The organism is Candidatus Pantoea gossypiicola (assembly GCF_008632075.1).
Lineage (GTDB): Bacteria > Pseudomonadota > Gammaproteobacteria > Enterobacterales > Enterobacteriaceae > Pantoea > Pantoea gossypiicola.
Genome location: NZ_VWVM01000020.1, coordinates 39,442 through 66,114 on the forward strand (window position 1 = coordinate 39,442; position 26,673 = coordinate 66,114).

Genomic DNA, 26,673 nt, shown 5'->3' on the forward strand with positions numbered 1-26,673 from the left:
CGGAAAAGTTTCCAGTAACCAATGATTAGGAATGGTTAACCCGTCTGCAGGCCGTGCCGCCCGGCAGACGTGTCAGAATGTAAAGTTATGTCTTTTTAGGCACTTAAACGTTAAGGTTGCTTGAAAAGCCGCCCAATGCTCATAGGATATGTATCCGCGTATAGGCGCGTGAACTACTGAGGAAGATTAACAAAAATGATGCGTATTGCTCTTTTCCTGATGACCAACCTGGCTGTGATGTTGGTATTCGGGCTGATTCTCAGCCTGACAGGGATCCAGTCAAGCAGTGTTCAGGGCCTGATGATCATGGCAGGCCTGTTTGGCTTCGGCGGTGCGTTTGTTTCACTGCTGATGTCGAAGTGGATGGCGCTGCGTTCGGTTGGCGGTGAAGTGATTGAACAGCCACGCAATGAAACTGAGCGCTGGCTGGTGGATACTATTGGCCGTCAGGCCCAACAGGCGGGCATTGCGATGCCACAGGTCGCGATCTATCACGCACCTGATATCAATGCCTTTGCGACGGGTGCGCGTCGTAACGCCTCACTGGTTGCTGTCTCGACCGGTCTGTTGCAGAACATGAGCCGTGATGAGGCGGAAGCGGTACTGGCACACGAAGTGTCGCATATCGCTAATGGTGACATGATCACCATGACGCTGATCCAGGGTGTGGTGAACACCTTCGTGATTTTCGTTTCACGTATTCTGGCACAGATTGCGGCGGGCTTTATGTCCGGTAACCGTGATGGTGAAGAGAGCAGCAACGGCAATCCGCTGGTCTACTTCGCGGTGTCGATGGTGCTGGAGCTGGTATTTGGTATTCTTGCCAGCATCATCACCATGTGGTTCTCGCGTCATCGTGAGTTCCACGCCGATGCCGGTTCAGCGAAGCTGGTCGGTCGTGAGAAGATGATTGCGGCGTTGCAGCGCCTGAAAACCAGCTACGAACCGCAGGAGCCGAGCAGCATGATGGCATTCTGTATCAACGGTAAAGGTAAATCGTTCAGCGAGCTGTTTATGTCGCACCCGCCGTTAGATAAGCGTATTGAAGCACTGCGCAGCGGTCAGTATCTGAAGTAGCGTTAAGCAGAGCAAATAAGGCGACCCTCGGGTCGCCTTTTCTGTTTTAGAAATCAGCATCAGATTGAATCTGACAGCAATATCTTAGCTCAACGAGCAGAGAACCCAGGCAGAGGAGGAAAGCGTCCCGACGCCTGGATAAAAACGCCGGGAGCGTTTTTAAACAACGCAAAGCGTTGGCCCGTTTACGGACGCACCTCAGGGATGAGGTGCGTAATGGTGCGGGACGACCGTCATGGATGACAGTCGTCTTTCCGATCTGACAGGGTTCCCTGTGCAGGCTCGACCATACAGCGAATCGGGTCACATTCTGTCAGGAGTTCGCCTTTTTCACAGCTATCAGGCGCGGGTCTGCGTCATGCGTGACACGCTCACCAGCGCCGCCACGGCGGCAAAGCTGCCCGCCAGCAGCAGCGAAACGTGCGTACCACGTTCATCAAACAGATTAAACATCAGCGCGACCAGCGCGGCTCCCATACTCTGGCCCAGCAGACGCGCAGTACCCAGCATGCCGCTGGCACCACCGCTGCGGTTACGCGGAGCAGAGGTGACAATCGTGTGGTTGTTGGGTGACTGGAACAGTCCGAAACCGGCACCGCACAGCATCATGCGCCAGATTATATCGCCATCATCCGGGTTTACCGGCAGCCAGGCGAGCAGGAACAGCCCCAGCGCGAACATCGCCAGTCCGATTCCCCCCAACAGCCCGGCATGTACCCGTTCAATCAGGCGGCCGGCAATCGGCGCAAATACCATCGTTGCCAGCGGCCAGGGCGTCAGCAACAGACCGGTTGCCACCTCATTACGCTGCAGGACGTTCTGCAGAAAGAAGGGCAGAGAAACCATCGCCAGCATCTGAGCGCAGAACGAACAGACCGATGTCCCCATCGACAGGCTGAAAATCGGGATACGCAGCAGATCAACCGGCAGCAGCGGTACCGCCATGTTGAGCTGACGACGAATAAAGAACCAGCCAATGACCAGCAGCGCAACGACCTCGGAGAGCACCAGCAGATGATTTTGTCCCTGGGCAAAACCGCTCAGAGCGGAGATGATCAGGCCGAAGAACAGGGCGTTCATGATCGCGCTGGGCACATCGAATTTTTGTGATGTGGCTTTCTGCGGGTTATCAGGCAGCGTTCGCAACGCCAGCCAGAGCGAAATGGCACCCAGCGGGACATTAATCAGAAACAGCCATTTCCAGCTGGCGACCGAGAGTATTGCTGCCGCTACCGTCGGACCAGCCGCAGTTGACACCGCCACCACCAGCGAGTTGATCGCCATGCCGCGTCCCAGATAACGCTGTGGATAGATAATGCGTATCAGCGCGGTATTTACACTCATCAGCGCCGCGCCGCCTAACCCCTGCAGCACACGGGCAAAGGTCAGCATGGTTAGCGTGGTCGAAAAGGCGCAGAACAAGGATGTCGCAATAAACAGTGCCAGGCCCGCCTGATAGACGCGGCGATAACCCAGCATGTCGCCAAGAAACGAAAGTGACAGCAGCGAGACGATAATCGCAATCTGATAGGCATTTACAATCCAGATGGACTGCGCCGGGCTGGCATTCAGTTCACGCGATATGGTCGGTAACGCGACATTGGCAATTGCGCCGTCTAATACCGCCATGGTCAGTCCCAGCGCAATGGTGACGATAGCCATATAGCGCTGACGCGTGGGTAATCCATCCTGAGGAGGAGAGAGTGTCATAAGTTAATTACTAAAGAGGGTGAATATCAACATGCTAATGAAATCAGCGCTGAAAAGCAGCGCCAGACCGGATAAAAAACTGTCTTAAAATATGATCCAATGGTTAAAACATTGCTGCCGTCCTGTGCATCACTCTATACTGACAGTCCGTTCCATTTTTTTTGAAACAGGTTTAACAAGGTGCGCAATGTCCTCTGCTGAAAATGATAAACAGCCCGATTCCGTCTCTTCGGTTCTTAAAGTATTCGGCATTCTGCAGGCGCTGGGTGAAGAGCGCGATCACGGTATAACCGAGCTTGCGCAGCGCGTGATGATGTCAAAAAGTACCGTCTACCGTTTCCTGCAAACCATGAAATCGCTGGGCTATGTGACACAGGAAGGTGAGAGCGAGAAGTACTCACTGACGCTGAAGCTGTTTGAACTGGGTGCTAAGGCGCTGCAAAACGTCGATTTGATCCGCAGTGCGGATGTGCAGATGCGTGAGCTGTCGCGTCTGACCAAAGAGACGATTCACCTGGGGGCGCTGGAAGAGGACAGCATTGTCTACATCCATAAAATCGACTCGCTTTACAACCTGCGCATGTATTCGCGAATTGGCCGTCGCAACCCGCTGCATACCACCGCGATTGGTAAAGTCCTGCTCGCCTGGCGCGATCGTAGCGATGTTGAGGAGATTCTGCGGGATGTGGAGTTCAAACGCAGCACGGCCAATACGCTGCTGAGCGCGCAGGCACTGATTACGACGCTGGATCAGGTCAGAGCACAGGGTTATGGCGAAGATAATGAAGAGCAGGAAGAGGGATTACGCTGCCTTGCTGTGCCGGTGTTCGATCGCTTTGGCGTAGTGATTGCGGGACTCAGTATCTCATTTCCCACCATTCGTTTTTCGGAAGATGCACGCCAGGATTATGTGGCGATGCTGCATCGGGCGGCGCGTACGCTCTCAGCCGAAATGGGCTATCACGACTACCCATTCTGAACAACGCGGGCCATCCGGCCCGCTTTATCACTAGTTATCGATCACTTCTCCGCTTTTCTTCAGCAACGGACACTCCGTCACGCCCACCACGCCACTGTCGGTATGCAGATACTGCGCGCTGATGACGCCGCGAGCGGTAAGATAGCTACACTGCAGGCCAAGTCCGGCGGCATTTTTAGTGCTGCCGGTTAACACGCCATAGCCGGTAAGCAGCATTGCCAGCCAGATCACCGCCAGCAAGCCTATTGTGCGAATAAACAGTTTCATTGTGCCTCCTTGTGAAAGATAACTCAGCGCGCCACCTGGTGCTGCCGGTTATGATGATATCAGCATGCCTTGCTTTTCTGGCGGGATCGATCAGAGATAACTGAAACGGCAAATTCTGCATTGCTGTATCTCCCATTATCTTTTGCGATAGCTACAGGTAGAATAGGTGGTTGCCATGTTCTGGCGTTTACACTGAGTTTTACGAGGCAGTTATGAATGAGTTAGCCGCAAATTCTGGCCCCCTGGTCAGCTATGGCCTGCTGGTCATTATTTTGATTGTGGCGTTTATCGCCTGGTTCTTTGTTAACCGGGCCAGCGTGCGCGCGGGTGAGCAAATCCGTTTACTGGAATCCTTACTGGAAGAGCAGAAGAAACAGAATCAGCTGCTGCGCCGTCTGATTGAGATGCAGCCTGGGGCAGAAAGTAAGAAAACCGAAGACGATCGGGAGAAGCGCGACTTTATCCGGTTAATCCCGGAACGTTAATCACAGCAGAGAGACGGAATGGCCTGGAAAAATCCGTGGTATGACAGCAGCAAAGCGCATCACACGCCAGAGGGATTCCGTAATCCTGAACCGGAACAGCGCAGGCCGGGTGATCTGAAACGCTGGCGCAGGGAGCGTAAAGCACAGGCGCTGCCGGCACCACCCCAGCAGGGTTATGCGGCGTTTACCAGGCAATGGTGGCAGCCCGCGGATATCAGCGGCAGTGACGATCGTATCTGGTGGCTCGGACATGCTGCCGTACTGTTACGGCTGAATGAACACTATATCCTGATCGATCCGGCACTCGGCTCACGCGCCTCGCCGCTGGCGTTTGCGGGACCACAGCGTAAAACACCCGCGCCCATCAGCATCGCTGATCTGCCGCGGCTTGATATCGTGCTGATTTCACACAACCATTACGATCATCTGGATAAACCGACGGTGAAAGCGATTATCCGGCGTTTTCCGCAGGCGACCTTTATTGTGCCGCTGGGACTGGCGAAGTGGTGCAGGGCGCAGGGCGTGAAACAGGTGCACCAGCTCGACTGGTGGCAGCAGGTAACGCTCGGTGATCTCTGTTTTGATGCGGTGCCAGCCCGTCACTGGAGTATGCGAACGCCACGCGATCGCAACCGTTCACTCTGGTGCGGCTGGGTCGTGCGCTCTTCCTCCCTGCGTTTCTGGTTTTCGGGCGACAGTGGCTATAGCGATAGCCTGCTAGAGATTCCGGCCCGGCTTGGCCCGTTCAGCGTGGCTGCGTTGCCGATTGGCGCGTATGCACCCAAATGGTTCATGGCAAGCCAGCATATGGATCCCGATCAGGCGGTGGCGTTATGGCAGGCCGCAGGCAGGCCATTGACGCTGCCTGTTCACTGGGGCGTGTTTGAACTGGCCGATGAGTCGCTGGATGCGCCACCACAGGAACTGGCGAATGCGCTAGCGCGGGCAGATGAACATAATGGCCGCTTCGCTCCCTGGCGAATAGGCGAAGGTCGCAGTCTGAATAATTGCACCCAGGAATAATCCTAAAGCTCCCGGTATAATTAAAAGCCGGGGGGTTTTTATCAGACATCAATTTTTCAAATCGAAAGTTAAATTCTTAATAAGTAAAACCCGCATCGTTGCTTTTATTTGGAGCAAGGCTAATGGCTGGCTCCTGCTTTTGGTGCACAAAAAGCGTTATTTGTACGAAATAAAAGGCGCTGTACAGGATTGACGTCAGATTTAGGATATCTTCAACCGTTACCGCTTCGCTTATTCATTTCGCCATTGCCATATTTGTGAAATATTAATTTCTTATGGTATCCATCGGATTGAACCTGGCAACATAGTCGGACGAGGGCGCTGACCGCGCGCTTACTTTATTCTCAGGCACAGTTGTAAACCCCACTGAACAGGCAATGTGAGCCTTCTGGCAAATATGTGCGCAGGCGCGCCAGTGCTTTAAAAATGGCTTGCCATTATTTTGGGGATATGTGATAACAATTCGTGGGTTAAACGAGGTACAGTTCTGTTTATGCATGGCATCTTCAGTAAAGAAGTACGAGTAAAGACGTTGACGTTGAATACCGCTTCCTTGCCGAACCTTAATTAGTGCCTCATGCAGTAATGTCTCTGGTTTTTCTGTAGACAGCTTTCGGGCTAAATAAACATCTAAAGGAATTTGCAAAATGGCAAAGATTAAAGGTCAGGTTAAGTGGTTCAACGAGTCTAAAGGTTTTGGTTTTATCACTCCTGCTGACGGCAGCAAAGATGTGTTCGTACACTTCTCTGCTATTCAGGGCAACGGTTTTAAAACCCTGGCTGAAGGCCAGAGCGTTGAGTTCGAAATTCAGGACGGCCAGAAAGGCCCGGCAGCTGTTAACGTCACTGCTATCTGATTCGACTCCGCCTCGGTGCATTGCATCCTGACACGGAATCTTAAAGCCCTGGCTCTACAGCCGGGGCTTTCTTTATGCTTCCGATGCGGAAACGTTAAGGTTACACTGCGCCGCGTTATCTGATGCCGGAGCACATGATGTCCCTGATTTGCCCTCTTTGTCACTCTCCATTGACCCTCACCAACCGCAGCTGGTGCTGCGAAAACCGCCATCAGTTCGATCAGGCGAAAGAAGGGTATGTCAATCTGCTGCCCGTTCAGCATAAACGGTCACGTGAACCGGGTGACAGTGCAGAGATGATGCAGGCAAGACGGGAATTTCTTGAGGCAGGCTATTATCAGCCGTTGCGTGAGCAGGTGGTCAGCCTGCTTGCGCCGGTGCTGAATCAGTCAGAGTGCAAAATCCTGGATATCGGCTGTGGTGAAGGGTACTACACTGCTGCACTGGCAGAGGCGGCTGACAGAGATGCTCAGATTTATGGCCTGGATGTTGCCAGAATGGCCATCCGGCTGGCGGCTAAGCGCTATCCTGCCGTGCGCTTCTGTGTTGCCTCCAGTCAGCGCTTACCCTTTGCTGATCGCTCACTGGATGCGATTGTACGCATCTACGCACCCTGCAACGAAGCGGAGCTGGCCCGCGTGCTGAAGCCGGGTGGCCTGGTGCTGACGGTCACCCCAGGTCCGCACCATCTGCAGCAGTTTAAGGCACTGATTTACCGCGAAGTCCAGCTGCATGTGCCGGAACAGAAAGATTACCCCGGCTTCCGGCAGGTAGCTCAGCATGCCCTGCGTTACCCGATGGCATTAACCGGTACAGCGGCGACGACACTGCTGCAGATGACGCCATTTGCCTGGCGGGCGCGTGAAGACGTCTGGCAAACGCTACAGCAGAGTGAGCAGTTCAGCTGCGATGCTGATTTTACCCTGACGATGTGGCAGCGCGACTAGCGCGCGTCGACCAGCGTATTGTAGATGCGCTCCAGGTCGTCGAGCTGCTGCACGGCAATCAGCAACCGGCGTTGTTCCAGCTGGATGACCAGAATGCCATCCTCAGAAAGATTCATGCCCTGAATCCGCCGGTAATCGATCCAGACACCGGCGTAAAACAATCCCGCATTCTTCATCAGCAGCGTGGGTTTGCGCAGCCAGAAGAGCCAGAACGCCAGAAAACTCAGCACCATCAGCAGTGAGGTGGTGAGCTGTGGGCCATGATGACTGACATTGTTCCAGAGCAAAATCAGCAGCAGGCCGATGAAAATCAGACTGTCGAGTTTATGCTGCCGGCGGAGTGTTACCCGTAAGCGGGTCGGCCCGTGCCGCCGTGGCAGAATCGCCTCATGGTAAACGGCAAATCCCATCAGGGCGGCGATACAACACGCAATCAACGCGTCAGTTAAAGACATCACTTCTACCTCAAACAGGGTGAGCTCAGCCGGTTGTGGCTCAGCTCACCACGCTTAAAAGCCGGGAGCAGAAGCTCCCGGCAGGATGACATTACAGACCGAGCAGGCCGATCCAGTAACCAAAGATACCGATAGCAAAGAAGCCGACGATAATCCATAGCGCATTCACTTTGCGGCGTAACAGCCACATACAGCCAAAGGTCAGCAGCAGCGGCACAATGCCTGGCATCAGCTGATCGAGGATCGACTGTACCGTAGTGACGGTAGTTTTGCCGGTGGAGTCAGTAATGCGCGACACCACCAGCGGGATGTTGACGTGCGTCCACTTGTTGACCAGCGCCCCCATGACAAACAGCCCCAGAATCGAGGCGCCCTCCGTGAGCTTCTGCAGAAAACCGCCGCCCATGTCGCTGACGATGTCGATCCCTTTGCGATAGCCATACGCCACGCCGTAGTAGCGGGTCAGCAGGCGAGCCAGGTTAAACAGCACAAAGAACAGCAGCGGACCCAGCAGACTGCCGCTCATGGCGATACCGGCACCCAGTGCGGCAAACACAGGACGTACCGTACCCCAGAAAATCGGGTCGCCAACCCCGGCCAGCGGTCCCATCAGCCCGACTTTCAGGCCGTTAATCGCACCGTCGTCGATAGGTGCGCCGTTGGCACGCTGCTCTTCCATTGCCATGGTGACGCCCAGTACCGGCGCGGCGACATAAGGATGGGTATTGAAAAACTCCAGATGACGTTTTATCGCCTGCCTGCGCTCATCGTTATTCTCAGGATAGAGACGGCGGATGACCGGCACCATTGAGAAGCAGAAGCCCAGCGCCTGCATACGCTCAAAGTTCCATGAACCCTGGAAAAGGTTAGAGCGCAGAAAGACGGCGCGGACATCACCGGGGGTCAGTTTCTTTTCAACTTTTGTCATATCAACCATGTGATCACCTGTTCCTTAATCGAGTTCGTTATCAAGATCGTTTGCGGTTGCAGCACCTGTAGGTGCTCCCGCCACACGGTTGTATTTCGGGCTGAGCTGAATGTAGAGCACCGCCATAACCACGCCAATTACGCCCAGCGCCACCAGGTTGAAGTTGGTGAAGGCTGCGGTAACAAAGCCGAGGTAGAAGAACGGCATCAGATAGCCGGCGCGCATCATATTGATGACCATCGCGTAACCAACCACCACAATCATGCCGCCGGCGATATTCAGGCCGTTGGTGACCACTTCAGGAATGGAACTCAGTAGCGCATGAACGGCACTGGTACCGACCGAAATCGCCACAATCAGCGCCGGGATGGCGATACGCATCGCCTGTAATAGCAGGGCAGAGACATGGATCCAGGAGATGGCCGTAAGGTTGCCTTTCTCGGCGGCTTTATCAGCCGCGTGCTGGAAGGCCACGGTCAGTGTACGCACGATAATGGTCAGTACCTGTCCGGCAGCGGCCAGCGGAATCGCCAGCGCGATACCGGCACCCACACTCTGACCCCCAGCGATGACCAGGATAGTCGAGATGATTGAGGCGAGGGCAGCATCAGGGGCAACTGCTGCACCGATGTTCATCCAGCCCAGCGCAATCATCTCCAGCGTACCGCCGATGATAATGCCGGTTTTCATATCACCCAGTACGATACCAATCAGCGTACAGGCCACCAGTGGACGGTGAAACTGGAATTCATCCAGAATCGACCCCATACCGGCAATACAGGCGACAATAAAAATCAAAATAATTTGTAGCGAGGTTATTTCCATCATACTTCTTGTCCTCAGCAGGATAATCAGGAGCCCGGAAACGCAGGCGCAGAAGTGCTTCTGTTACGCGTTTACTTTCGCAATCAGATCCATCATTTTCAGTTTCTGGTCACTGGAAACTTTACGCACTTCCAGTTCAATATTACGTTCATTGAGTTTGCGGAATGCGGCGATATCTTTTTCATCTACCGAGACCGCATTATTGACCTGGGTTTTCCCCTGGCGGAACGCCATACCACCGATGTTGACCGTTTTAATATCGACACCCTGTTCAACTACGCGCAGGACATCGGTAGGGTTGGTAAACAGCAGCATGACGCGATCCTGACCATACTTCGGGTTGTTCCATACCCGGACCATTTTGTCGACATCCACCACATGAGCCGTCACGCCGGGCGGCGCGACCTGCGTCAACAGGGTTTTGCGCACATGATCGTTGGCCACTTCATCGCTGACCACGATAATACGCTGAACGTTTGTCTCTTTAGTCCAGCGCGTCGCGACCTGCCCATGAATCAGACGATCATCAATGCGCGCCAGCCCGATTTTCATGTGATCACCGGGGGCCATCGGCTTAGCTGGTTGCGCCGCCGCGGCCGGTTTCACCGCAGACGATGCCGGTACTTCCTCTTTAGCTTTCAGGGCTTTAACCCCTTCACGACCGGTCTCCACCGCCACGGCGACCAGTTCGTCAAATCCGGGATCGTCATCGCGCGCCATCAGCGTTTCAACCAGCATCGGAATATTGACCCCGGCAATAACCTCATGGTGTTGCTTGTCGACAACAATGCGGCTGGCCGCATTGAACGGACTGCCGCCCCAGGTATCGACCAGAAAAAGAACCCCCTTGCTGGTATCCAGTTCTGCCAGTCTTGCCTGATATTTTTCTATCAGCGTTTCTGCATTTTCACCGGGGACAAAGTCTATCCAGCCGATATTCTCCTGCTCGCCTAACAGCATTTCTGCTGTTTTCAGCAGTTGTTCCGCTGCCCAGCCGTGTGTACCAATTACAATCGCAATGGTCACGTGCTACCTCCGTTCGCTAGAGATGCTCATCTGAGTAAATGAACTGTATTGAGACATGTTTTGATTATCCGTTTAACCCGGTCATTCGACTTTCTGATATAGCGTCGAAAAAACAGGGGTTAACTTCATCAGGGCGGTAAAGTCGCGATTTATTTTAGTGATCGAAAAAATAAATTTTGTGATGTCTGTCAGCTATTCATCCCGTGAAGTGGCGCTTTACCTTTTTTATGCGCCCGATCATCCGTTATGCAGATTGTAAAAATAAGAAAATTTTTTGACGCAATTTACCGACCTGATACATTAACGTTCTGTTTATTGCTCAGGAGTAACGGGCTTCAGCCCACCTTTATGGATCGTCACCGACGTCGCTTAATCTGTTCTTTGCGCCTGCTGGCGCGTCACCCTTCGCCTCGCGGCGTTTTCATCGCTTTCCCGACTACCCGGATGTCACGCTTCGCTGCGCTGACAGGCACCGGCTCGATCTGTTCCCTGTTCTGGAGTCATAAATAATGGAATTTTTATTCGACCCCTCAATCTGGGCGGGTTTACTGACGCTTATCGTGCTGGAAATCGTACTCGGTATCGATAACCTGGTATTTATTGCTATCCTGGCCGACAAACTGCCGCCAAAGCAGCGTGATAAAGCACGTTTGATAGGCCTGTCGCTGGCCCTGGTGATGCGTCTGGGCCTGCTGTCGCTGATCTCCTGGATCGTCACGCTGACCACGCCTCTCTTCAGCGTAGGCGGTTTCAGCTTTTCCGGACGCGATTTAATCCTGCTGTTCGGCGGTTTCTTCCTATTGTTTAAAGCGACCATGGAGCTACACGAGAGGCTGGAAAACCGTCAGCTTGATGGTTCCGCAAATCGGGGATATGCCAGTTTCTGGGCTGTGGTATTGCAGATTGTGGTGCTGGACGCGGTCTTCTCACTGGATGCGGTGATTACCGCCGTGGGTATGGTGAACCACCTGCCGGTGATGATGACTGCCGTGGTGATTGCCATGGGTGTGATGCTGCTGGCGTCTAAACCGTTAACCAACTTTGTTAACGCGCATCCGACCGTGGTGGTGCTCTGTCTGAGCTTCCTGTTAATGATCGGTCTGTCGCTGGTAGCAGAAGGCTTTGGTTTCCATATTCCTAAAGGCTACCTCTATGCGGCAATTGGCTTCTCAATTCTGATTGAGCTGTTCAACCAGATTGCACGTCGTAACTTTATCCGCCACCAGTCAAATCGTCCGATGCGTGAGCGTACCGCCGAGGCGATTCTGCGCCTGATGGGCGGCCGTAACCGTGCGCAGACGTCCAGCAATGGCAATAGCAGCAGTAACATCAGCACCAGTGAAGAGTCTGCGCTGACAGAAGCAATGCCGCAGGAAGCGTTTAAAGATGAAGAGCGTTACATGATTAATGGCGTTCTGACGCTGGCTTCCCGCTCGATTCGGAGCATTATGACGCCACGCGGTGATATCTCCTGGGTCGATGCAAATCGTCCGGTGGATGAGATTCGCGGTCAGCTGCTGGATACGCCTCACAGCCTGTTCCCGGTCTGTCGGGGTGAACTGGATGAAATTGTTGGTGTGGTGCGCGCCAAAGAGCTACTGGTGGCGCTGGAGCAGGGTGTTGATGTGGCGACCTTCGCGGCGAATACACCGACCATTGTGGTGCCGGAGACGCTGGATCCAATCAACCTGCTTGGCGTGCTGCGTCGTGCTAAAGGTAGCTTCGTGATCGTCACCAATGAGTTTGGCGTGGTGCAGGGTTTGATTACGCCGCTGGACGTGCTGGAAGCGATTGCGGGTGAATTCCCGGATGAAGACGAAACGCCTGATATTGTTGCAGATGGCGATGGCTGGTTAGTGAAAGGCGGAACCGATCTGCACTCGCTGCAGCAGTTACTTGACTTCCATGAGCTGGTCGATCCGACAGAAGATCACGCCTCGCTGGCGGGCCTGCTGATTGAGCAGAAAGGGCGGTTACCGCTTCCCGGCGAGGTGATTGATATCACGCCGCTGCACTTCCAGATTATCGACGCGACGGATTACCGTATCGATCTGGTGCGTGTCACCAAAGATAAACCGCATGACGAAGAGGAAGAGGGTTAACGCTTCACGTTGTTGCTAAGGCGCTGCCAGTCTCACCGGCCGCGCCGAATCTCTCTGACAGCCGCTGCTGAAACGCCGCGGCTGTTTTTTTGTGTGCAGGGAGTCGGGCAAAGGCGATACGGCGCTGACGCGGCCGTTAACGGCGGGCATCAGCCTGATGCCGCGTCAGCCAGGCTGGAAAATCTTCCAGCGGCATCGGGCGGGCAAAATAGTAGCCCTGCAGATGATCCACCCCGCGTTCGCGCAGATAATCTGCCTGTTCAGCCGTTTCCACCCCCTCGGCCACCAGACTGATGTTCAGGCGCTGGGCCAGCGAAATCACCATATCCGTTACCGTGGCGTTAATGGCATCCGTACCGATAGCCGCCGTGAAAATCTTGTCGATTTTGAGCACGTCTGGCTGTAAATCTTTCAGGTAGGAGAGCGAGCTGTGACCGGTGCCAAAGTCATCAATCGCCAGCCGGACGCCAATCTCGTGCAGTTGTGCAATCACCGACTGATCGACGACCGGCAGGGCATCCCGCTCGGTCAGTTCCACCACCAGTTGCGGCACCGGACTGGCAGGCCACCACAGGTTCTGCAGATCTTCCAGAATGGCGCGGTCGCGGAAATGGCTGGCGGCAACATTGATGGCGATATGAAAGGCGGAATCATCGGGCAACTGCGGCAGCTGCCTTACCACCTCGTTCAGCACAAAGCGCGTCAGGGGCTTGATCAGGTTCTGGCGCTCGGCCAGCGGAATAAAGACATCCGGTGTGATCCAGCCCTGGCGGGCGTTATGCCAGCGCAGCAGCAACTCTATCCCGTCACACTCGCCGCTTTTGCTATTGATCAGCGGCTGGCAATAAACCATAAACTCACGGGCCGTAATGCCATAGCTGATTTGCCAGCTGAGGCTCATGCGATTTGCCGTCGCCAGCCAGATAATGTAGCCCATCAGCAGGCTTAGTAGCAGCGCCAGCGGCAGCTGTGAGGGCAGTGTCGCCAGCGCCAGCCGTGTCGGCGAAGGGCCATAGAGGGTGAGCGTAAACGGGTAGCGCAGCGAACCCTGCTCGTAGCTCACTTCGTCATCTGACGGCACCGTTGGCTCTATCAGCGGATTGCCATATTCCAGGCTCTCACCATTGACGTTAAATACGGCGCGTTCCACCCAAGGCAACTGGGGTTCCAGCAGGTAATTACTCATCATTTCAATGTTGATGACCTGCAATATTCCCGACCGGTTATCCAGGCTTTTAGGCGTCCACAGCAGTAAAATTGGCGAGCCTTTCAGCAGATATTCATCGGTTGCCAGGGTCATACGCTGGCTGTTGAAGGCAAGGTCAGGATAAGTCTGGCTGAAAGGGATGTTGCGCGGGCCGTAAATACTGGAGCAGTAGAGCATGTCGTTTTCGACCAGCAGAATGGCACGTACCGTCTGCAGAGAAGAGATTTTTTCGATGAGCGGAAAACGCACGTCCTGACAGGGGGCACCCACCAGACCCAGCGTATTACTGGCTGAAACCTCCAGTGGTGAAAACATCCGATCAAACCGCATAATCGCTTTGTCGGCGAAATCCATCGCCTGCTGTTCAATACGTGACTTCTCTTCGATATAACGAAAGGCCAGCGTTAATATCAGCACTACGGTGGCGATTGACAGTGCGATCAGCAAACGCTTGCGTCTGAATTGTCCAACAAATTGCTGGGCCATAAACATCAGTATCCACCTTCCCAAAAAGCCAAAAAAAAGCAATAAATAACGGGGTTAGTATCGGCACGGCCAGGTCAATATTGAGGCCGGAATGCAGAAAAGCGGGTCTGGAAAGTTGCGCAGACCGGACGGCTGCGCGGAAAACACTCTACCGTTTAAACCTGCGCTGAGATAGCGCAGGATGCGGATTTTATTACGTTTGCATCTTATTTAAACAATTCAACGTTTCGCTTAATCACACTGAACTTTAATCGCCAGACCGCCACGGGAAGTTTCACGGTATTTCGCGTTCATGTCTTTGCCGGTCTCATACATGGTCTCAATAACCTTATCCAGCGAGACGCGGGGTTCACTGGTGCGACGGAGTGCCATACGCGCCGCGTTAATGGCTTTAACCGAGGCGATAGCATTACGTTCAATACAGGGAACCTGAACCTGACCGGCCACGGGGTCGCAGGTCAGTCCAAGGTTATGCTCCATGCCGATTTCAGCGGCAACGCACACCTGCTCCGGGCTACCGCCCAGTAGCTCAGCCAGACCGGCCGCCGCCATCGAACAGGCGACACCCACTTCACCCTGGCAGCCCACTTCCGCGCCTGAAATAGAGGCGTTCAATTTGTACAGCACGCCTATGGCACCCGAGGCGAGGAAATAGCGCAGGAAAATATCGGGCGTCACCGGCTCAATAAAGTGATCGTAGTAAGCCAGCACCGCAGGCACGATACCGCAGGCACCGTTCGTCGGCGCGGTCACCACACGGCCACCCGCTGCGTTCTCTTCGTTGACAGCCAGCGCAAACATATTGATCCAGTCGATCACAATCATTGGATCGCTGGAGTGTTTGGTGGAGGAGGTCAGCAGGCGACGCAGGGAGGCGGCTCGACGGGGTACGCGCAGCGGTCCTGGCAACACGCCTTCAGTATTCAGACCGCGGTCAATGCAGGCCTGCATGGTCTGCCAGATGCGGGTGAAATAGGCATGAATCTCGTCACGGCTGTGCAGTGCCAGCTCATTTTTCATCACCAGCCCCGACAGCGACAGACCGGTTTCGCGGCAGTGCGCCAGCAGATCTTTGGCGGAGTGAAACGGCCAGGGGACAGAAACTTCATCCAGTGCCGACTGACCGAAGTGCTCTTCATCCACAATGAACCCACCGCCCACGGAGTAGTAGGTTTTCGACAGGATCAGCAGATCGTCCGCGAATGCCAGCAGGCGCAGGCCATTTTCATGCAGTGAGAGGTTCTCACTGCGGAACACCATGCCGCCTTCGCGTGGGAAATCGACTTCATGTGTGCCTTTCGCCAGCAGCAGTCGCTCACGCTGTTCGACATCCTTAATAAATGCGGGGATGGCATCGATATCCACCGTGTCCGGCGATTCGCCAGCCAGCCCCATAATAATGGCGATATCCGTGTGATGCCCTTTGCCGGTCAGCGACAGAGAACCGTAAACATCCACGGCGATCCGGGTGACCTCCTGCAGCTTTTCCTGTTCGCACAGCAAGTCCACAAATTGTTTACCCGCTTTCATCGGGCCGACAGTATGCGAACTTGAGGGACCAATGCCCACTTTGAACATGTCGAAAACACTAATCACAGGTGACACTCCTCACATTTATTCTCAGTCTGCCGGGGCAGTTTATGGCGCCCATAGTAATGGTCATGCACCGGAAAAGAGCAGCTTTTCGCATGAAATAAACTTATCAAAACAGATAAAAAAAATTATAGCGCAGCCCGACTGGGCGCTGACGGGCTTGAAGGGAGGAAACAGAGGAAAAAGGACTCAGAAGGCGATCTGTGTACTCAGTGAACGGATAATCCCTGCTGTCATGCCCCACACCAGATAATCCTGATAGCGCGACAGCCAGACCGGATGGCGAACGCCGGCCCGATGCACCTCCAGCGCGCTGTAGCGGCTGAGCTGCAGTGCCTCGGCCAGCGGCATCTCGAAGGCACTGCTCACCTCATCCGGATTAATCGTCAAGCGCAGATCGGCCGGAATAATGCCCAGCACCGGTGTCACCTGAAAGCCGGTGCTGCTGGTGACGGCGGGCAGCGCGCCTAATATCTCGACCTGCTGCGGATTGATACCGACTTCTTCCTGCGCTTCACGCAGGGCGGTGGCGATCAGCGAGGCGTCGGTGTCATCCTGCATTCCGCCGGGAAAGGCGACCTGTCCGGCGTGTTTGCGCAGGGCGTGCGAGCGCTGCGTCAGCAACAGACCCGGTTCATGACGGGCGACAATCGGCACCAGCACCGCCGCATGACGTCCTGAAAGACGCTGCGTGCTGCGGGCCGGCTGCTGCAGCAGAAAACGGCTACGAAAAACCTCAAGCGTCAGTGCCAACTGAACCTCCTGCCTGTTCCAGCGCCGGTAAAATCCGGCTGACTTTATCGAGCGTCTCCTGATACTCCGCTTGCGGATCGCTGTCTGCCACCAGCCCGCCACCGGCGGCACAGTAGATCTGCTGACCTTCGGCGATCAGCGTGCGGATCGTGATGCTGGTGTCCATCCGGCCACACAGGCTGAGATAGCCGATACTGCCGCACCAGGCATTACGCCGCTGCGGCTCCAGTTCATCAATGATCTCCATCGCCCGAATCTTGGGCGCACCGGTTATCGAGCCGCCAGGAAAACAGGCGCGCAGCAGATCCGTGGCCTGCAGGGTGTCAGGCAACTTCGCCCGCACCGTGCTCACCAGATGATGGACGGCGGGGAAGGGTTCAACCACAAACAGTTCAGGCACCGTGACCGAGCCGGGCTGCGCCACGCGACCAATATCGTTGCGCAGCAAATCGACAATCATCAGGTTTTCAGCCCGATCTTTCTCCGCATGGCGCAGTGCCTCAGCCTGTTGCGCATCCGCAACCGGATCGGCACAGCGTGGCCGGGTGCCTTTAATCGGTCGGGTTTCAATCTGGTTTTGATTCAGCGACAGAAAGCGCTCCGGCGACAGGCTGAGGATCGCACTTTCCGGCAGGCGCAGAAACGCGCTGAACGGCGCGCGGTTAGCCGCGTTAAGCAGAGTAAACGCCTGCCACTCATCACCCTGATAACTGGCCTGAAAACGCTGCGCCAGGTTAACCTGATAACAGTCACCGGCCTGAATATAAGCCTGAACCGCGGCAAAGCGTGCGGCGTAATCGGCATAGCTCAGACTGGAGCGCCAGCCGCTGGTCAGTGAAAAGGGCACGACTTCACGTGCGGGCCACTGCGCCAGCCAGGTGGCGCGTGCTTCTGCGTTCTTCAGTGCCACCAGCGTCAGGCTTTGCTGATGATGATCGGCAATCAAGGCCCAGTCATAAATCCCCACCGCCATATCCGGCGTGGTGAGATCGGCCTGTGCCTGATGGGGCAGCGACTCAAACCGGCGGCCCAGGTCATAACCAAACAGGCCCAGCGCACCGCCCTGAAACGGAAGGGCTTCGCAGACCGCAGGCGTCACGCCCTGCGCATCACACTGTTGCTGCACCAGCAGCAGGGGATCTGCGGTCGATTCGGATGTGCCGGTTGCATCGCTGATAGTCGTGATGGGCCCGCGGGTCACCAGGGTGGCGCGGGGATCGGCGGTCAGAATGTCGAAGCGGTTGTCGCTATGGCTGGCCTGCGCGGAAGAGAGCAGCATCGCCCAGGGCAGATGGGCAAGGGTGGCAAAACGCTGTGTCAGCGCATCCGGGGTATAATCAAGCGTGAGGGTTTCAACAATCATCGGGCAGACAAATCAGAAAGCAAAGAGGCGGTCAGACTGACATATTTTTTCCCGACTGGCACCTGTTAGTTGCCCATGGGATACTGTCCGCCCCAACGCAGGAGTAGAACATGTTTATTGGATTACCGGCTCTCTCACATGAGCAGCAACAGCAGGCCGTCGAACGTATTCAGGAGTTAATGACGGGTGGTTTATCGAGCGGTGAAGCGATCGCCCAGGTGGCGCAGGAAATCCGTCAGAATCACAAGGGCGAACAGATTCGGGCGTTATTCGACGACGAAGATGACGAAAACGAAGAGGAATAACACCCGACATCCTTAGCGCGCAGCGATAATTTTAATTTCAATTTTGTATTTTGGATTTAGCAGCCCGGCCTGAACGGTGCAGCGCACCGGCGCATTGCCCGGTGAGACCCAGGCGTCCCAGGCTCGGTTCATGGCGGGGAAATCGGCTTTATCCACCAGAAACAGCGTCGCATCCAGGATCTTACTTTTATCACTGCCGAGCCGGGTCAGAATGGTATCAATCACCGCCAGCGCATTGGCGGTCTGCGCTTCTGCGTCGGCATCCAGATTCTCAGGCACACTGGTATAGTAGATGGTGTCGTTGTGGATCACAGCTTCGGACATACGATGTTCCGGGTCAATGCGGGTAATACTCATCGGTTTCTCCCTGGTTAAGTGCGCATTAGCCTGACACATTCCCGATATCGCTGTCACCCTTTACGGCCCTCTCGCCTTACAGGCAGCGTTGCACAATCGCCTGTCTGTCCGCCATCACATCCGGGGACATCCGGAAGGTGGTGAAATATTTCACCTCCGCCCCTTTTCTATGGGGAGAGACATCCGCAAAAATTGAATCTTCCCAGGTAAAGACGCTGATCTCGCTGCCAGCAGGCTGGGTGTGAGTGGTGTTATCCCGGGCAATAACGCTGGTGGTGGACCAGCCACGATAAATACAGTCGCTGAGCTGAGGGACGGTACGGATGCTTTGACCCTGAAACACGGGTGGCTGCAGACGAGCCTGATCAGGAGTGGGAGCCTGGCAGCCGCACAGCAGCAGCACGCAAGCCAGAGAGCCGATGCGGTAATAGTTCATAACATGCCTCCGCCTGAGTCAGGCAGTCGGGTTAAGGCCATCTGCATAACACCGCCTGAACGGCAATGTTAAGCCAGTCTCAGCACGTCAGCCTACGGGTACCACATCCCAACGGTAAGCTGATTTAATCATTATAATCCGGGCAGTTATTTCCTCGCTGCGTTCCTCTGCATTTGATAACTGCATCACACTGATGGCCTGGCTGAATTTAATAAGAGGTCACAAGTGACTCGCCAGCCTATGACGTTAACAGGCAGGCAAAGACACGGAATTGAAGGCGCTGATGGCTTAAAAATGGTATAAATCCGCCCAAAGATAACGCCACAGGCTGAGGATGAGAACATGGCGAATACGCAGTATCTGTTTTGGGTGATGGCTGGCGCACTGACGCTGCTGTTTATTGTTATTGCGGCGTTTGTGGGGTTATCCAAAGGCAGTAAGCAGGGCGTGATTACGTTTGCTGTACTGTTCGCCATTATGCTGGCGGGCGCGCTTTACATACACCACTAGCGCCAGGCAATCCGATCATTTTCAGACTGTTACAGTAATTTCTCGCCCTGCTCACATTTCAGGCGAAAAATGTGCGGCCTCAGGTGCCGGTTAACTATGCTCAGTTCAAATAGCAGCACTGCTATTTATCACCGGAGGTAATTATGTCTGAACGTCCTGATTATGATGAACCGCTGCCAGATGATGCTGAGATCTATCCGGAAGATGAAGAAGAAGATGAGGAAGACGATCCGTCAGAAAAGGATGTTTAAGCGTCCGAAAGGGATCGCTGTCGGAATGTCTCTCTTCTGATTCAGCCTTACACCGCAAAACCGCCAGTTGTGCAGTTTTGCGGTTTCTCACTTCTAAAGCCTGCACCGATTCGCCTCTTTAAACGCTGTTTTATCTCTGAGTCTGCCAATCGATTTTTTCAGGTTTGCTGCTGAATACATTTCCTGATGCAGAGGTTCATTTTAATTATCACCAAAATTGTTATTTTAATATATATTATACAAGTGCTATTTATTAAATTAACATCGATTGAAATTGTAAACTCGTTATTTATTCCTGTTTTGATTAACCGCATTTTGTCATCTTGCTGACGAAAAGCGGAGAGTAATAGTATGCCTGCCGCACACTAGCCTATTAAGCAGGGATAAAATGAAACAATTAAAAATGTTAAGTCTGATTATGGCATTTTCGTCTATCAGCGTAGCGGGTGCGGCAGAACCGCACTGGACGTACGAAGGTAAAGCCGGCCCGGAACACTGGAGTGAACTGACCAGCGACTTCCATATCTGTCATGAAGGCAAATCTCAGTCGCCCATTAATATTACAAATCCGATTGAGGGACATTTACAGGCACTCGACCTGGCCTACCATACGTCAGCTGAAAAAATGATTAACAACGGTCACACGATTCAGGTAACCGTTGATGAAGAAGATGACTTTGTTCTGGACAGTGAAAAGTTCACTCTGCGTCAGTATCACTTCCATACGCCGAGTGAAAACCAGATTAATGGAGAAACCTTTCCCCTTGAAGCTCACTTTGTACACAGCAAAGAGGATGGCGATCTGGCCGTTGTCGCGGTGATGTTTAAAGTCGGCAAAGAGAATCCGGCGCTGGCACCCTTGATTGCCGCGATGCCGAAAAAGGAAAATCAGCAGGTCAGCATTAATCGGCAGGTAAATTTGCGCGATCTCTTCCCGGAAGATCTGCACTATTATCGCTTCAGCGGCTCCCTGACAACGCCACCGTGCAGCGAAGGTATTCGCTGGCTGGTGATGAAACAGCCGGTCACGCTATCTCAGGCACAGCTCGACGCCTTTAAACAGGCGCTGAAAACTACCAATAATCGGCCAGTACAGCATCTCAATGGCCGTATGATTGTAGAGTAATCACCGCGCTTTCTGCCTCTCTGCGGTATCGATTCGCCAACAGGTTTATCGACACTGCCACTGCTCTTCAGGCGGCTATGAGCCGCCTTTTTAACGTCTGCCAGCGACGATTAAGCGTTTCTGATCCACACGTTCAGGCCAGTCAGAATCAGCTAACATTCTGATTAATATCCATTTTGCTTTGTTAATCCAATACTGACATAATTACAGTGTTTTTGCCGTTCTTAGTGAGGGTATGTGGCAGACGATTTTGCAGTGGATGGCGCTCTGGCGCTGGCGATCCCAGGCTTTAAGCCGCGTGAAGCACAACGTGAGATGGCGGAGGCGGTATCTGAAGCCGTAAAACAGCAGGGTGAACTGGTGGTCGAAGCCGGAACCGGCACTGGCAAAACCTATGCTTACCTGGCTCCCGCTTTGCGGGCCGGCAAAAAAGTGATTGTCTCCACCGGATCCAAAGCGCTGCAGGATCAGCTCTATGGCCGCGATCTGCCCACAATGATCAAGGCGCTGAAGTTCAACGGTAAAACCGCCTTATTGAAAGGGCGCTCCAACTATCTCTGTCTGGAACGTATGGAACAGCAGTCAATGGCGGGCGGAGACCTCACCGTGCAGGCACTGACCGATCTGGTCACGCTGCGCAACTGGTCATCGCAGACCGAAGATGGTGACATCAGCAGCTGCGCGGGCGTCACCGAGGACAGCCCGGTCTGGCCACTGGTCACCAGCACCAACGATAACTGCCTTGGCACCGATTGCCCGCGCTATAAAGAGTGCTTCGTGGTCAAAGCGCGCAAGCGCGCCATGGACGCTGATGTGGTCGTCGTCAATCACCATCTCTTTCTTGCCGACCTGGTGGTGAAAGAGGGCGGCTTCGGTGAACTGATTCCCGAAGCGGATGTGATGATCTTCGACGAAGCCCATCAGTTGCCTGACATCGCCAGTCAGTATTTTGGTCAGCAGCTCTCCAGCCGTCAGTTACTCGATCTCGCCAAAGATATCATTACCGCCTACCGTACCGAAGTGCGCGATGCCCGGCAGTTGCAGAAATCCGCTGACCGCCTGGCGCAATGCGCGCAGGATTTCCGCCTGGCATTAGGCGATCCCGGCTATCGCGGAAATCTGCGGGAACTGCTCAGCGATAATCAGATACTGCGTATGTTCACCCTGCTGGATGATGCGCTGGAGCTTTGTTACGACGTCATTAAACTCTCTCTGGGACGTTCAGCCCTGCTGGATGCCGCCTTTGAGCGGGCCGCACTATATCGTACCCGGTTAAAACGGTTACGGGCGATTAACGAGCCGGGCTACAGCTACTGGTATGAATGCACTTCACGTCACTTTATCCTGGCGCTGACGCCGCTCTCGGTAGCGGAACGTTTTCGTGAGGTGATGGATAACCGCAAGGCCGCGTGGATCTTCACCTCGGCCACCCTGGCGGTGGATGAGAACATGGCTCACTTCGCCGAGCGGCTGGGTGTGAATGCGGCAAAAAGCCTGATTCTGAACAGCCCGTTCAACTTTGCGAAACAGGCATTACTCTGCGTACCGCGCAATCTGCCTGAACCCAATCGTCCCGGCGGCGCGCGCCAGCTGGCTGCGATGATGAAGCCGCTGATTGATGCCAATAAAGGCCGCTGTTTCTTCCTCTGCACGTCGCACCTGATGATGCGTGAGCTGGCGGCAGAATTTCGCGCCTCGATGACGCTGCCGGTGCTGGTGCAGGGTGAAACCAGCAAAGGTCAGTTACTGAATCAGTTCATTGAGAAGGGCAATGCCCTGCTGGTGGCGACCAGCAGCTTCTGGGAAGGGGTGGATGTGCGCGGGGATGCCCTGTCGCTGGTGATCATCGACAAGCTGCCTTTCACCTCACCGGAAGATCCGCTGCTAAAAGCCCGAATGGAAGATTGCCGGATTCGCGGCGGCGATCCCTTTGCAGATGTGCAGTTGCCGGATGCGGTGATTACCCTGAAGCAGGGTGTAGGCCGTCTGATCCGTGATACGGACGATCGTGGTGTGCTGGTCATTTGCGATCAGCGTCTGGTGTCACGACCTTATGGCGCGCTGTTTCTCAATAGCCTGCCGCCGACGCCGCGCACCCGGGACATTGCCCGTGCCATCGCCTTTATCCGCCAGCAACCCGAACCAGACGCGTAATTTTATGCTAAGATGCGCGCCGTTTTCTTTCTTCTGAGGTAGTCATGTCAGCCCGAATTTTAGCGCTGGATACGGCGACAGAAGCCTGTTCAGCCGCCTTGCTGAATCAGCAACAGATTGATGCCCGATTTGAGATCGCTCCGCGCGATCACACCCAGCGTATCTTACCGCTGGTCGAGGAGCTCCTGCTGGCGCAGCAGCTGGAACTGAGCGATCTGGACGCGCTCGCCTTTGGCCGGGGTCCTGGCAGTTTTACCGGCGTGCGGATCGGTATTGGTATTGCACAGGGGCTGGCACTGGGCGCATCACTGCCGATGATCGCCGTTTCCACGCTGGCGACGCTGGCGGAAGGGGCCTGGCGTCTGCACGGAGCAACCCGGGTGTTAACCGCTATCGATGCGCGGATGGGCGAGGTTTACTGGGCCGAATATCAGCGTGATGAGCAGGGTGCCTGGCAGGGTGAAGCCAGCGAATGTGTGCTGTCACCTGAGGCAGCACTCGCCCGGATGCAGGCCCTCTCTGGTGACTGGATGACCGCGGGTACCGGCTGGCAGGCCTATCCGGCACTGCAGCAGGGTCACGATCTGACCCTGACCGCCAGTGATGTTACTCTGCCTGCGGCACAGGATATGCTGCCACTGGCGACGCTTGCGCTGTCGCAGGGGAATACGCTGCTGCCGGAAACGGCGGAGCCGACTTATCTGCGCAATGACGTTGCCTGGAAAAAATTACCAGGCCGGTAAAATACACGCAACTTATTGTTATGCGTCCAGTCTAAGTCTTTACCTAACGGGAGATCGTCTATGTCGTCAATGTGTGGTAAAGGGCTTTCAGGGCTGCTGCTGACCTGTGTGCTGGCGTTAACCGGTTGTGTCTCAATTCCTGACACGCTGCAGGGCAGCTCACCTCAGCCGCAGCAGGATCTGTCGCGGGTGATGAGCGATCCTTCGCTCTTTGTCGGGCAGGAATCGCGCTTTGGCGGCAAGGTGGTGAATGTCACTAACCTGAACGGCAAAACCCGGCTTGAGATTGCGGCACAGCCGCTGGATGAGAGCGCGAGACCGCGCCTCGGTGCGGCCTCGGTTGGCCGGATTTATGCTGACATTCACGGCTTTGTTGATCCGGTAGATGTCAGAAACCAGTACGTTACCGTGCTGGGAACGCTGAAGGGCACGGAACAGGGTAAAATTGGTGAGGCTGATTACAAATTTGTGGTCATTGATGTGCGCGGTTATCAGCGCTGGCGCATTGCCCAGCAGGTAACAGCACCGCCACAGCCGATGGATCCCTGGATTTGGTATGGTCCGACCCGTCATCGTGGCGGATACTGGGGACCTAATCCCTACTGGGGAATGGTCAACACCGGGCCCTCAGAGGTGCAGACCATCCTGACCGAATAAGTGTAAACATGATTTATCCAGCCCGGTCGCGGTGCTCGCTACCGGGCTTTTTATTGGCCTGTTTTCCCGGCACGAAATTTAGTGATGCACTTCGCAACCTCGACATGCCGAAACAGGCAAACTGGTACAATCAGTTAAAATATTGTTAACAAACCGGATTGGCTGAGGCAGCGATGGAAATACAACATAATTATCGGGGTGGATCCTTGAATAAGGTTTGGCTGAAACGCTACCCGGCAGATGTGCCTGCCGAAATAAGCGCAGATCGATACACCTCGCTGGTGGATCTGTTTGAGCAGGCAGCAAAACGCTACGCCGATCAACCTGCATTTCTGAACATGGGTCAGAAGATGAGTTATCGTCAGCTGGAAGAGAAGAGCCGTGCCTTTGCTGCTTATCTCCAGCATCAGCTGGGCCTGAAAGCAGGTGACCGGGTGGCGCTGATGATGCCTAACTTACTGCAGTATCCGGTGGCCCTGTTTGGTGTGCTGCGTGCCGGTATGGTGGTGGTCAATGTGAATCCGCTCTATACGCCGCGTGAGCTGAAGCATCAGCTCAATGACAGCGGTGCCAGCGCCATCGTTATTGTCTCAAATTTTGCGCATACCCTGGAAAAAGTGGTGGCGGAGACCGCTGTGCGGCATGTCATCCTGACCCGGATGGGCGATCAGCTGGCACCGATAAAAGCCACGCTGGTTAACTTTGTCGTCAAGTATGTGAAGAAGCTGGTGCCAAAATACCATTTACCAGGTGCCATTTCATTTCGTCAGGTATTGGAAGTGGGTGCCACTCTCAATTATCAGCGACCAACGGTCTCGAATGACGACCTCGCCTTCCTGCAATACACCGGCGGCACCACCGGCGTGGCAAAAGGAGCGATGCTGACCCATCGCAACATGCAGGCGAATCTGGAGCAGACCCGCGCGACCTACGGTAAGGTGCTGCGTGACGGAAAAGAATTTGTGGTCACCGCGCTGCCGCTTTACCACATCTTCGCTTTAACCGTGAATGGCCTGCTCTTCCTGGAGCTTGGTGGTCAGAATCTGTTGATCACGAATCCCCGCGATATTCCCGGCTTCGTTAAAGAGCTGGGTAAAGTGCCGTTTACCGCGATTACCGGCGTAAACACGCTGTTTAATGCGCTGCTCAACGATGAGCAGTTTAATAAACTCGATTTTTCAACGCTGCGTCTCTCTGCGGGTGGCGGAATGGCGGTACAGAAAGTGGTAGCTGAGCGCTGGGAAAAGCTTACCGGACACTATCTGCTGGAAGGCTACGGCCTGACCGAATGTTCGCCGCTGGTATCAGTCAATCCGTATGACATCAGTTGCCACACGGGCAGTATTGGCCTGCCGGTTCCTTCGACCGACGTACGCATTCTGGATGATGCCGGAAACGAAGTGCCGCCGGGGGAGCCGGGCGAACTCTGTATCAGCGGTCCGCAGGTGATGCTGGGCTACTGGCAGCATCCGGAAGCAACAGCGGAGGTGCTGAAAAATGGCTGGCTCCATAGCGGTGATATTGTTACCGTTGACCAGGAAGGGTTCATTCGCATCGTTGACCGCAAAAAAGATATGATTCTGGTCTCCGGTTTTAATGTTTACCCGAATGAGATCGAAGATGTGCTGATGCAGCACCCGAAAGTGCGTGAAGCCGCGGCTATTGGCGTGCCCAGCGACCTGTCAGGCGAAGCGGTAAAAGTCTGCATCGTGAAAAAAGAGGCGTCGCTGACCAAAGAAGAGGTGCTCGATCACTGTCGCCGCCAGCTGACCGGTTATAAGGTGCCAAAAATCATTGAGTTTCGTGATGAGCTACCGAAAACCAATGTGGGCAAGATCCTGCGACGTGAGCTGCGCGACGAGGCGAAGCCCGGCGCGAACTGAATCTGTATAAGAATTGAGGTTGATCGCCGGCATGTCCGGCGTTTTTATTGCCAACTTAAAACCACGTCCTATGGACGTGGTTATCGCCTCGGTTCTGGCTCTGCCTGTAAAGACCTGCCCATGTCAAACTCCTCATCTGTTGTCCCCACAACTAATAAGGAAATTCAA

At 54.5% G+C, this 26,673-nt stretch carries 26 protein-coding genes; 14 read left to right on the plus strand and 12 right to left on the minus strand.

The window, feature by feature from the left end; genetic code table 11:
• The first annotated feature begins 195 nt into the window (after positions 1-195).
• On the plus strand, positions 196-1,077 hold the full coding sequence (htpX, locus tag F3I20_RS20130; protein ID WP_003852678.1) for a protease HtpX: 882 nt from the start codon (positions 196-198) through the stop codon (positions 1,075-1,077).
• A gap of 339 nt (positions 1,078-1,416) precedes the next feature.
• On the opposite strand, the gene F3I20_RS20135 is transcribed toward htpX, so the two are convergent.
• Positions 1,417-2,787: an MFS transporter gene (locus tag F3I20_RS20135; protein WP_150014988.1), complete on the minus strand. Its 1,371-nt coding sequence runs from the start codon at positions 2,785-2,787 to the stop codon at positions 1,417-1,419.
• Positions 2,788-2,974: 187 nt separating this feature from the next.
• On the opposite strand from F3I20_RS20135, the gene kdgR reads away from it, so the two are divergent.
• Entirely contained in the window at positions 2,975-3,766 is a 792-nt protein-coding gene (gene kdgR / locus F3I20_RS20140) for a DNA-binding transcriptional regulator KdgR (protein WP_150014985.1), read from the plus strand.
• A gap of 30 nt (positions 3,767-3,796) precedes the next feature.
• Here the strand turns inward: kdgR and F3I20_RS20145 are convergent, their stop codons facing one another.
• Positions 3,797-4,033, minus strand: a complete 237-nt coding sequence (locus F3I20_RS20145; protein WP_150014982.1) for a YobH family protein — start codon at positions 4,031-4,033, stop codon at positions 3,797-3,799.
• A 212-nt stretch (positions 4,034-4,245) separates the two neighbouring features.
• Between F3I20_RS20145 and F3I20_RS20150 the strand changes: the two genes are divergently transcribed.
• The 4 genes from F3I20_RS20150 to rlmA all read left to right on the plus strand — a co-directional run bounded on the left by F3I20_RS20150 (position 4,246) and on the right by rlmA (position 7,345).
• The gene (locus F3I20_RS20150; protein WP_150014979.1) at positions 4,246-4,518 is read left to right on the plus strand and encodes a YebO family protein; all 273 of its coding nucleotides are present in this window, start codon (positions 4,246-4,248) and stop codon (positions 4,516-4,518) included.
• Between the two features lie 18 nt (positions 4,519-4,536).
• Positions 4,537-5,541: an MBL fold metallo-hydrolase gene (locus F3I20_RS20155; RefSeq protein ID WP_150014976.1), complete on the plus strand. Its 1,005-nt coding sequence runs from the start codon at positions 4,537-4,539 to the stop codon at positions 5,539-5,541.
• 647 nt (positions 5,542-6,188) lie between these two features.
• On the plus strand, positions 6,189-6,398 hold the full coding sequence (cspE, locus tag F3I20_RS20165; RefSeq protein ID WP_003852684.1) for a transcription antiterminator/RNA stability regulator CspE: 210 nt from the start codon (positions 6,189-6,191) through the stop codon (positions 6,396-6,398).
• Positions 6,399-6,535: 137 nt separating this feature from the next.
• Complete coding sequence (gene rlmA, locus F3I20_RS20170) at positions 6,536-7,345, plus strand: 23S rRNA (guanine(745)-N(1))-methyltransferase (RefSeq protein ID WP_150015097.1); 810 nt, start codon at positions 6,536-6,538, stop codon at positions 7,343-7,345.
• Here the strand turns inward: rlmA and F3I20_RS20175 are convergent.
• The 4 genes from F3I20_RS20175 to manX all read right to left on the minus strand — a co-directional run bounded on the left by F3I20_RS20175 (position 7,342) and on the right by manX (position 10,579).
• On the minus strand, positions 7,342-7,800 hold the full coding sequence (locus F3I20_RS20175; RefSeq protein WP_150014973.1) for a DUF986 family protein: 459 nt from the start codon (positions 7,798-7,800) through the stop codon (positions 7,342-7,344). The genes rlmA and F3I20_RS20175 overlap by 4 nt on opposite strands.
• 91 nt (positions 7,801-7,891) lie before the next feature.
• Entirely contained in the window at positions 7,892-8,737 is an 846-nt protein-coding gene (locus F3I20_RS20180; RefSeq protein ID WP_033783289.1) for a PTS mannose transporter subunit IID, read from the minus strand.
• Between the two features lie 15 nt (positions 8,738-8,752).
• Positions 8,753-9,553: a PTS mannose/fructose/sorbose transporter subunit IIC gene (locus F3I20_RS20185; RefSeq protein WP_033733019.1), complete on the minus strand. Its 801-nt coding sequence runs from the start codon at positions 9,551-9,553 to the stop codon at positions 8,753-8,755.
• Positions 9,554-9,616: 63 nt separating this feature from the next.
• Entirely contained in the window at positions 9,617-10,579 is a 963-nt protein-coding gene (manX, locus tag F3I20_RS20190) for a PTS mannose transporter subunit IIAB (RefSeq protein ID WP_150014970.1), read from the minus strand.
• 509 nt (positions 10,580-11,088) lie between these two features.
• Between manX and F3I20_RS20195 the strand changes: the two genes are divergently transcribed.
• On the plus strand, positions 11,089-12,681 hold the full coding sequence (locus F3I20_RS20195) for a TerC family protein (RefSeq protein ID WP_150014967.1): 1,593 nt from the start codon (positions 11,089-11,091) through the stop codon (positions 12,679-12,681).
• A gap of 136 nt (positions 12,682-12,817) precedes the next feature.
• Here the strand turns inward: F3I20_RS20195 and pdeD are convergent, their stop codons facing one another.
• The 4 genes from pdeD to pabB all read right to left on the minus strand — a co-directional run bounded on the left by pdeD (position 12,818) and on the right by pabB (position 18,083).
• Entirely contained in the window at positions 12,818-14,380 is a 1,563-nt protein-coding gene (gene pdeD, locus F3I20_RS20200) for a cyclic di-3',5'-guanosine monophosphate phosphodiesterase PdeD (protein ID WP_150014964.1), read from the minus strand.
• 225 nt (positions 14,381-14,605) lie between these two features.
• A complete protein-coding gene (locus F3I20_RS20205; RefSeq protein WP_150014961.1) occupies positions 14,606-15,970 on the minus strand; it encodes an L-serine ammonia-lyase in 1,365 nt (454 codons plus the stop codon).
• Between the two features lie 186 nt (positions 15,971-16,156).
• A complete protein-coding gene (locus F3I20_RS20210; RefSeq protein WP_150014958.1) occupies positions 16,157-16,720 on the minus strand; it encodes a CoA pyrophosphatase in 564 nt (187 codons plus the stop codon).
• Positions 16,704-18,083 carry an aminodeoxychorismate synthase component 1 gene (gene pabB / locus F3I20_RS20215; RefSeq protein ID WP_150038192.1) on the minus strand — a complete coding sequence of 460 codons (1,380 nt, stop codon included), beginning with the start codon at positions 18,081-18,083 and terminating at the stop codon, positions 16,704-16,706. The genes F3I20_RS20210 and pabB overlap by 17 nt, the downstream gene beginning before the upstream one ends.
• Before the next feature lie 110 nt (positions 18,084-18,193).
• Here pabB and F3I20_RS20220 point away from each other — a divergent pair, with 110 nt between their 5' ends.
• Positions 18,194-18,388, plus strand: a complete 195-nt coding sequence (locus tag F3I20_RS20220) for a YoaH family protein (RefSeq protein WP_150014952.1) — start codon at positions 18,194-18,196, stop codon at positions 18,386-18,388.
• A gap of 12 nt (positions 18,389-18,400) precedes the next feature.
• On the opposite strand, the gene F3I20_RS20225 is transcribed toward F3I20_RS20220, so the two are convergent.
• Both F3I20_RS20225 and F3I20_RS20230 read right to left on the minus strand, forming a co-directional pair.
• A complete protein-coding gene (locus F3I20_RS20225) occupies positions 18,401-18,745 on the minus strand; it encodes a RidA family protein (protein WP_150014949.1) in 345 nt (114 codons plus the stop codon).
• Between the two features lie 76 nt (positions 18,746-18,821).
• Positions 18,822-19,181: a hypothetical protein gene (locus F3I20_RS20230; RefSeq protein ID WP_150038191.1), complete on the minus strand. Its 360-nt coding sequence runs from the start codon at positions 19,179-19,181 to the stop codon at positions 18,822-18,824.
• 342 nt (positions 19,182-19,523) lie between these two features.
• Here F3I20_RS20230 and F3I20_RS23990 point away from each other — a divergent pair, with 342 nt between their 5' ends.
• The 6 genes from F3I20_RS23990 to fadD all read left to right on the plus strand — a co-directional run bounded on the left by F3I20_RS23990 (position 19,524) and on the right by fadD (position 26,505).
• On the plus strand, positions 19,524-19,691 hold the full coding sequence (locus F3I20_RS23990) for a hypothetical protein (RefSeq protein WP_190285981.1): 168 nt from the start codon (positions 19,524-19,526) through the stop codon (positions 19,689-19,691).
• A 639-nt stretch (positions 19,692-20,330) separates the two neighbouring features.
• On the plus strand, positions 20,331-21,068 hold the full coding sequence (locus F3I20_RS20235) for a carbonic anhydrase (protein ID WP_150014943.1): 738 nt from the start codon (positions 20,331-20,333) through the stop codon (positions 21,066-21,068).
• A gap of 237 nt (positions 21,069-21,305) precedes the next feature.
• Positions 21,306-23,222: a DNA repair helicase YoaA gene (gene yoaA / locus F3I20_RS20240; RefSeq protein ID WP_150014940.1), complete on the plus strand. Its 1,917-nt coding sequence runs from the start codon at positions 21,306-21,308 to the stop codon at positions 23,220-23,222.
• Between the two features lie 44 nt (positions 23,223-23,266).
• Positions 23,267-23,965 (plus strand): tRNA (adenosine(37)-N6)-threonylcarbamoyltransferase complex dimerization subunit type 1 TsaB, encoded by a 699-nt coding sequence (tsaB, locus tag F3I20_RS20245; RefSeq protein WP_150014937.1) that lies wholly within the window; start codon positions 23,267-23,269, stop codon positions 23,963-23,965.
• 60 nt (positions 23,966-24,025) lie between these two features.
• The gene (locus F3I20_RS20250) at positions 24,026-24,622 is read left to right on the plus strand and encodes a Slp family lipoprotein (RefSeq protein ID WP_150014934.1); all 597 of its coding nucleotides are present in this window, start codon (positions 24,026-24,028) and stop codon (positions 24,620-24,622) included.
• Between the two features lie 206 nt (positions 24,623-24,828).
• Complete coding sequence (gene fadD / locus F3I20_RS20255) at positions 24,829-26,505, plus strand: long-chain-fatty-acid--CoA ligase FadD (RefSeq protein WP_150014932.1); 1,677 nt, start codon at positions 24,829-24,831, stop codon at positions 26,503-26,505.
• The last annotated feature ends 168 nt before the right edge of the window (positions 26,506-26,673 follow it).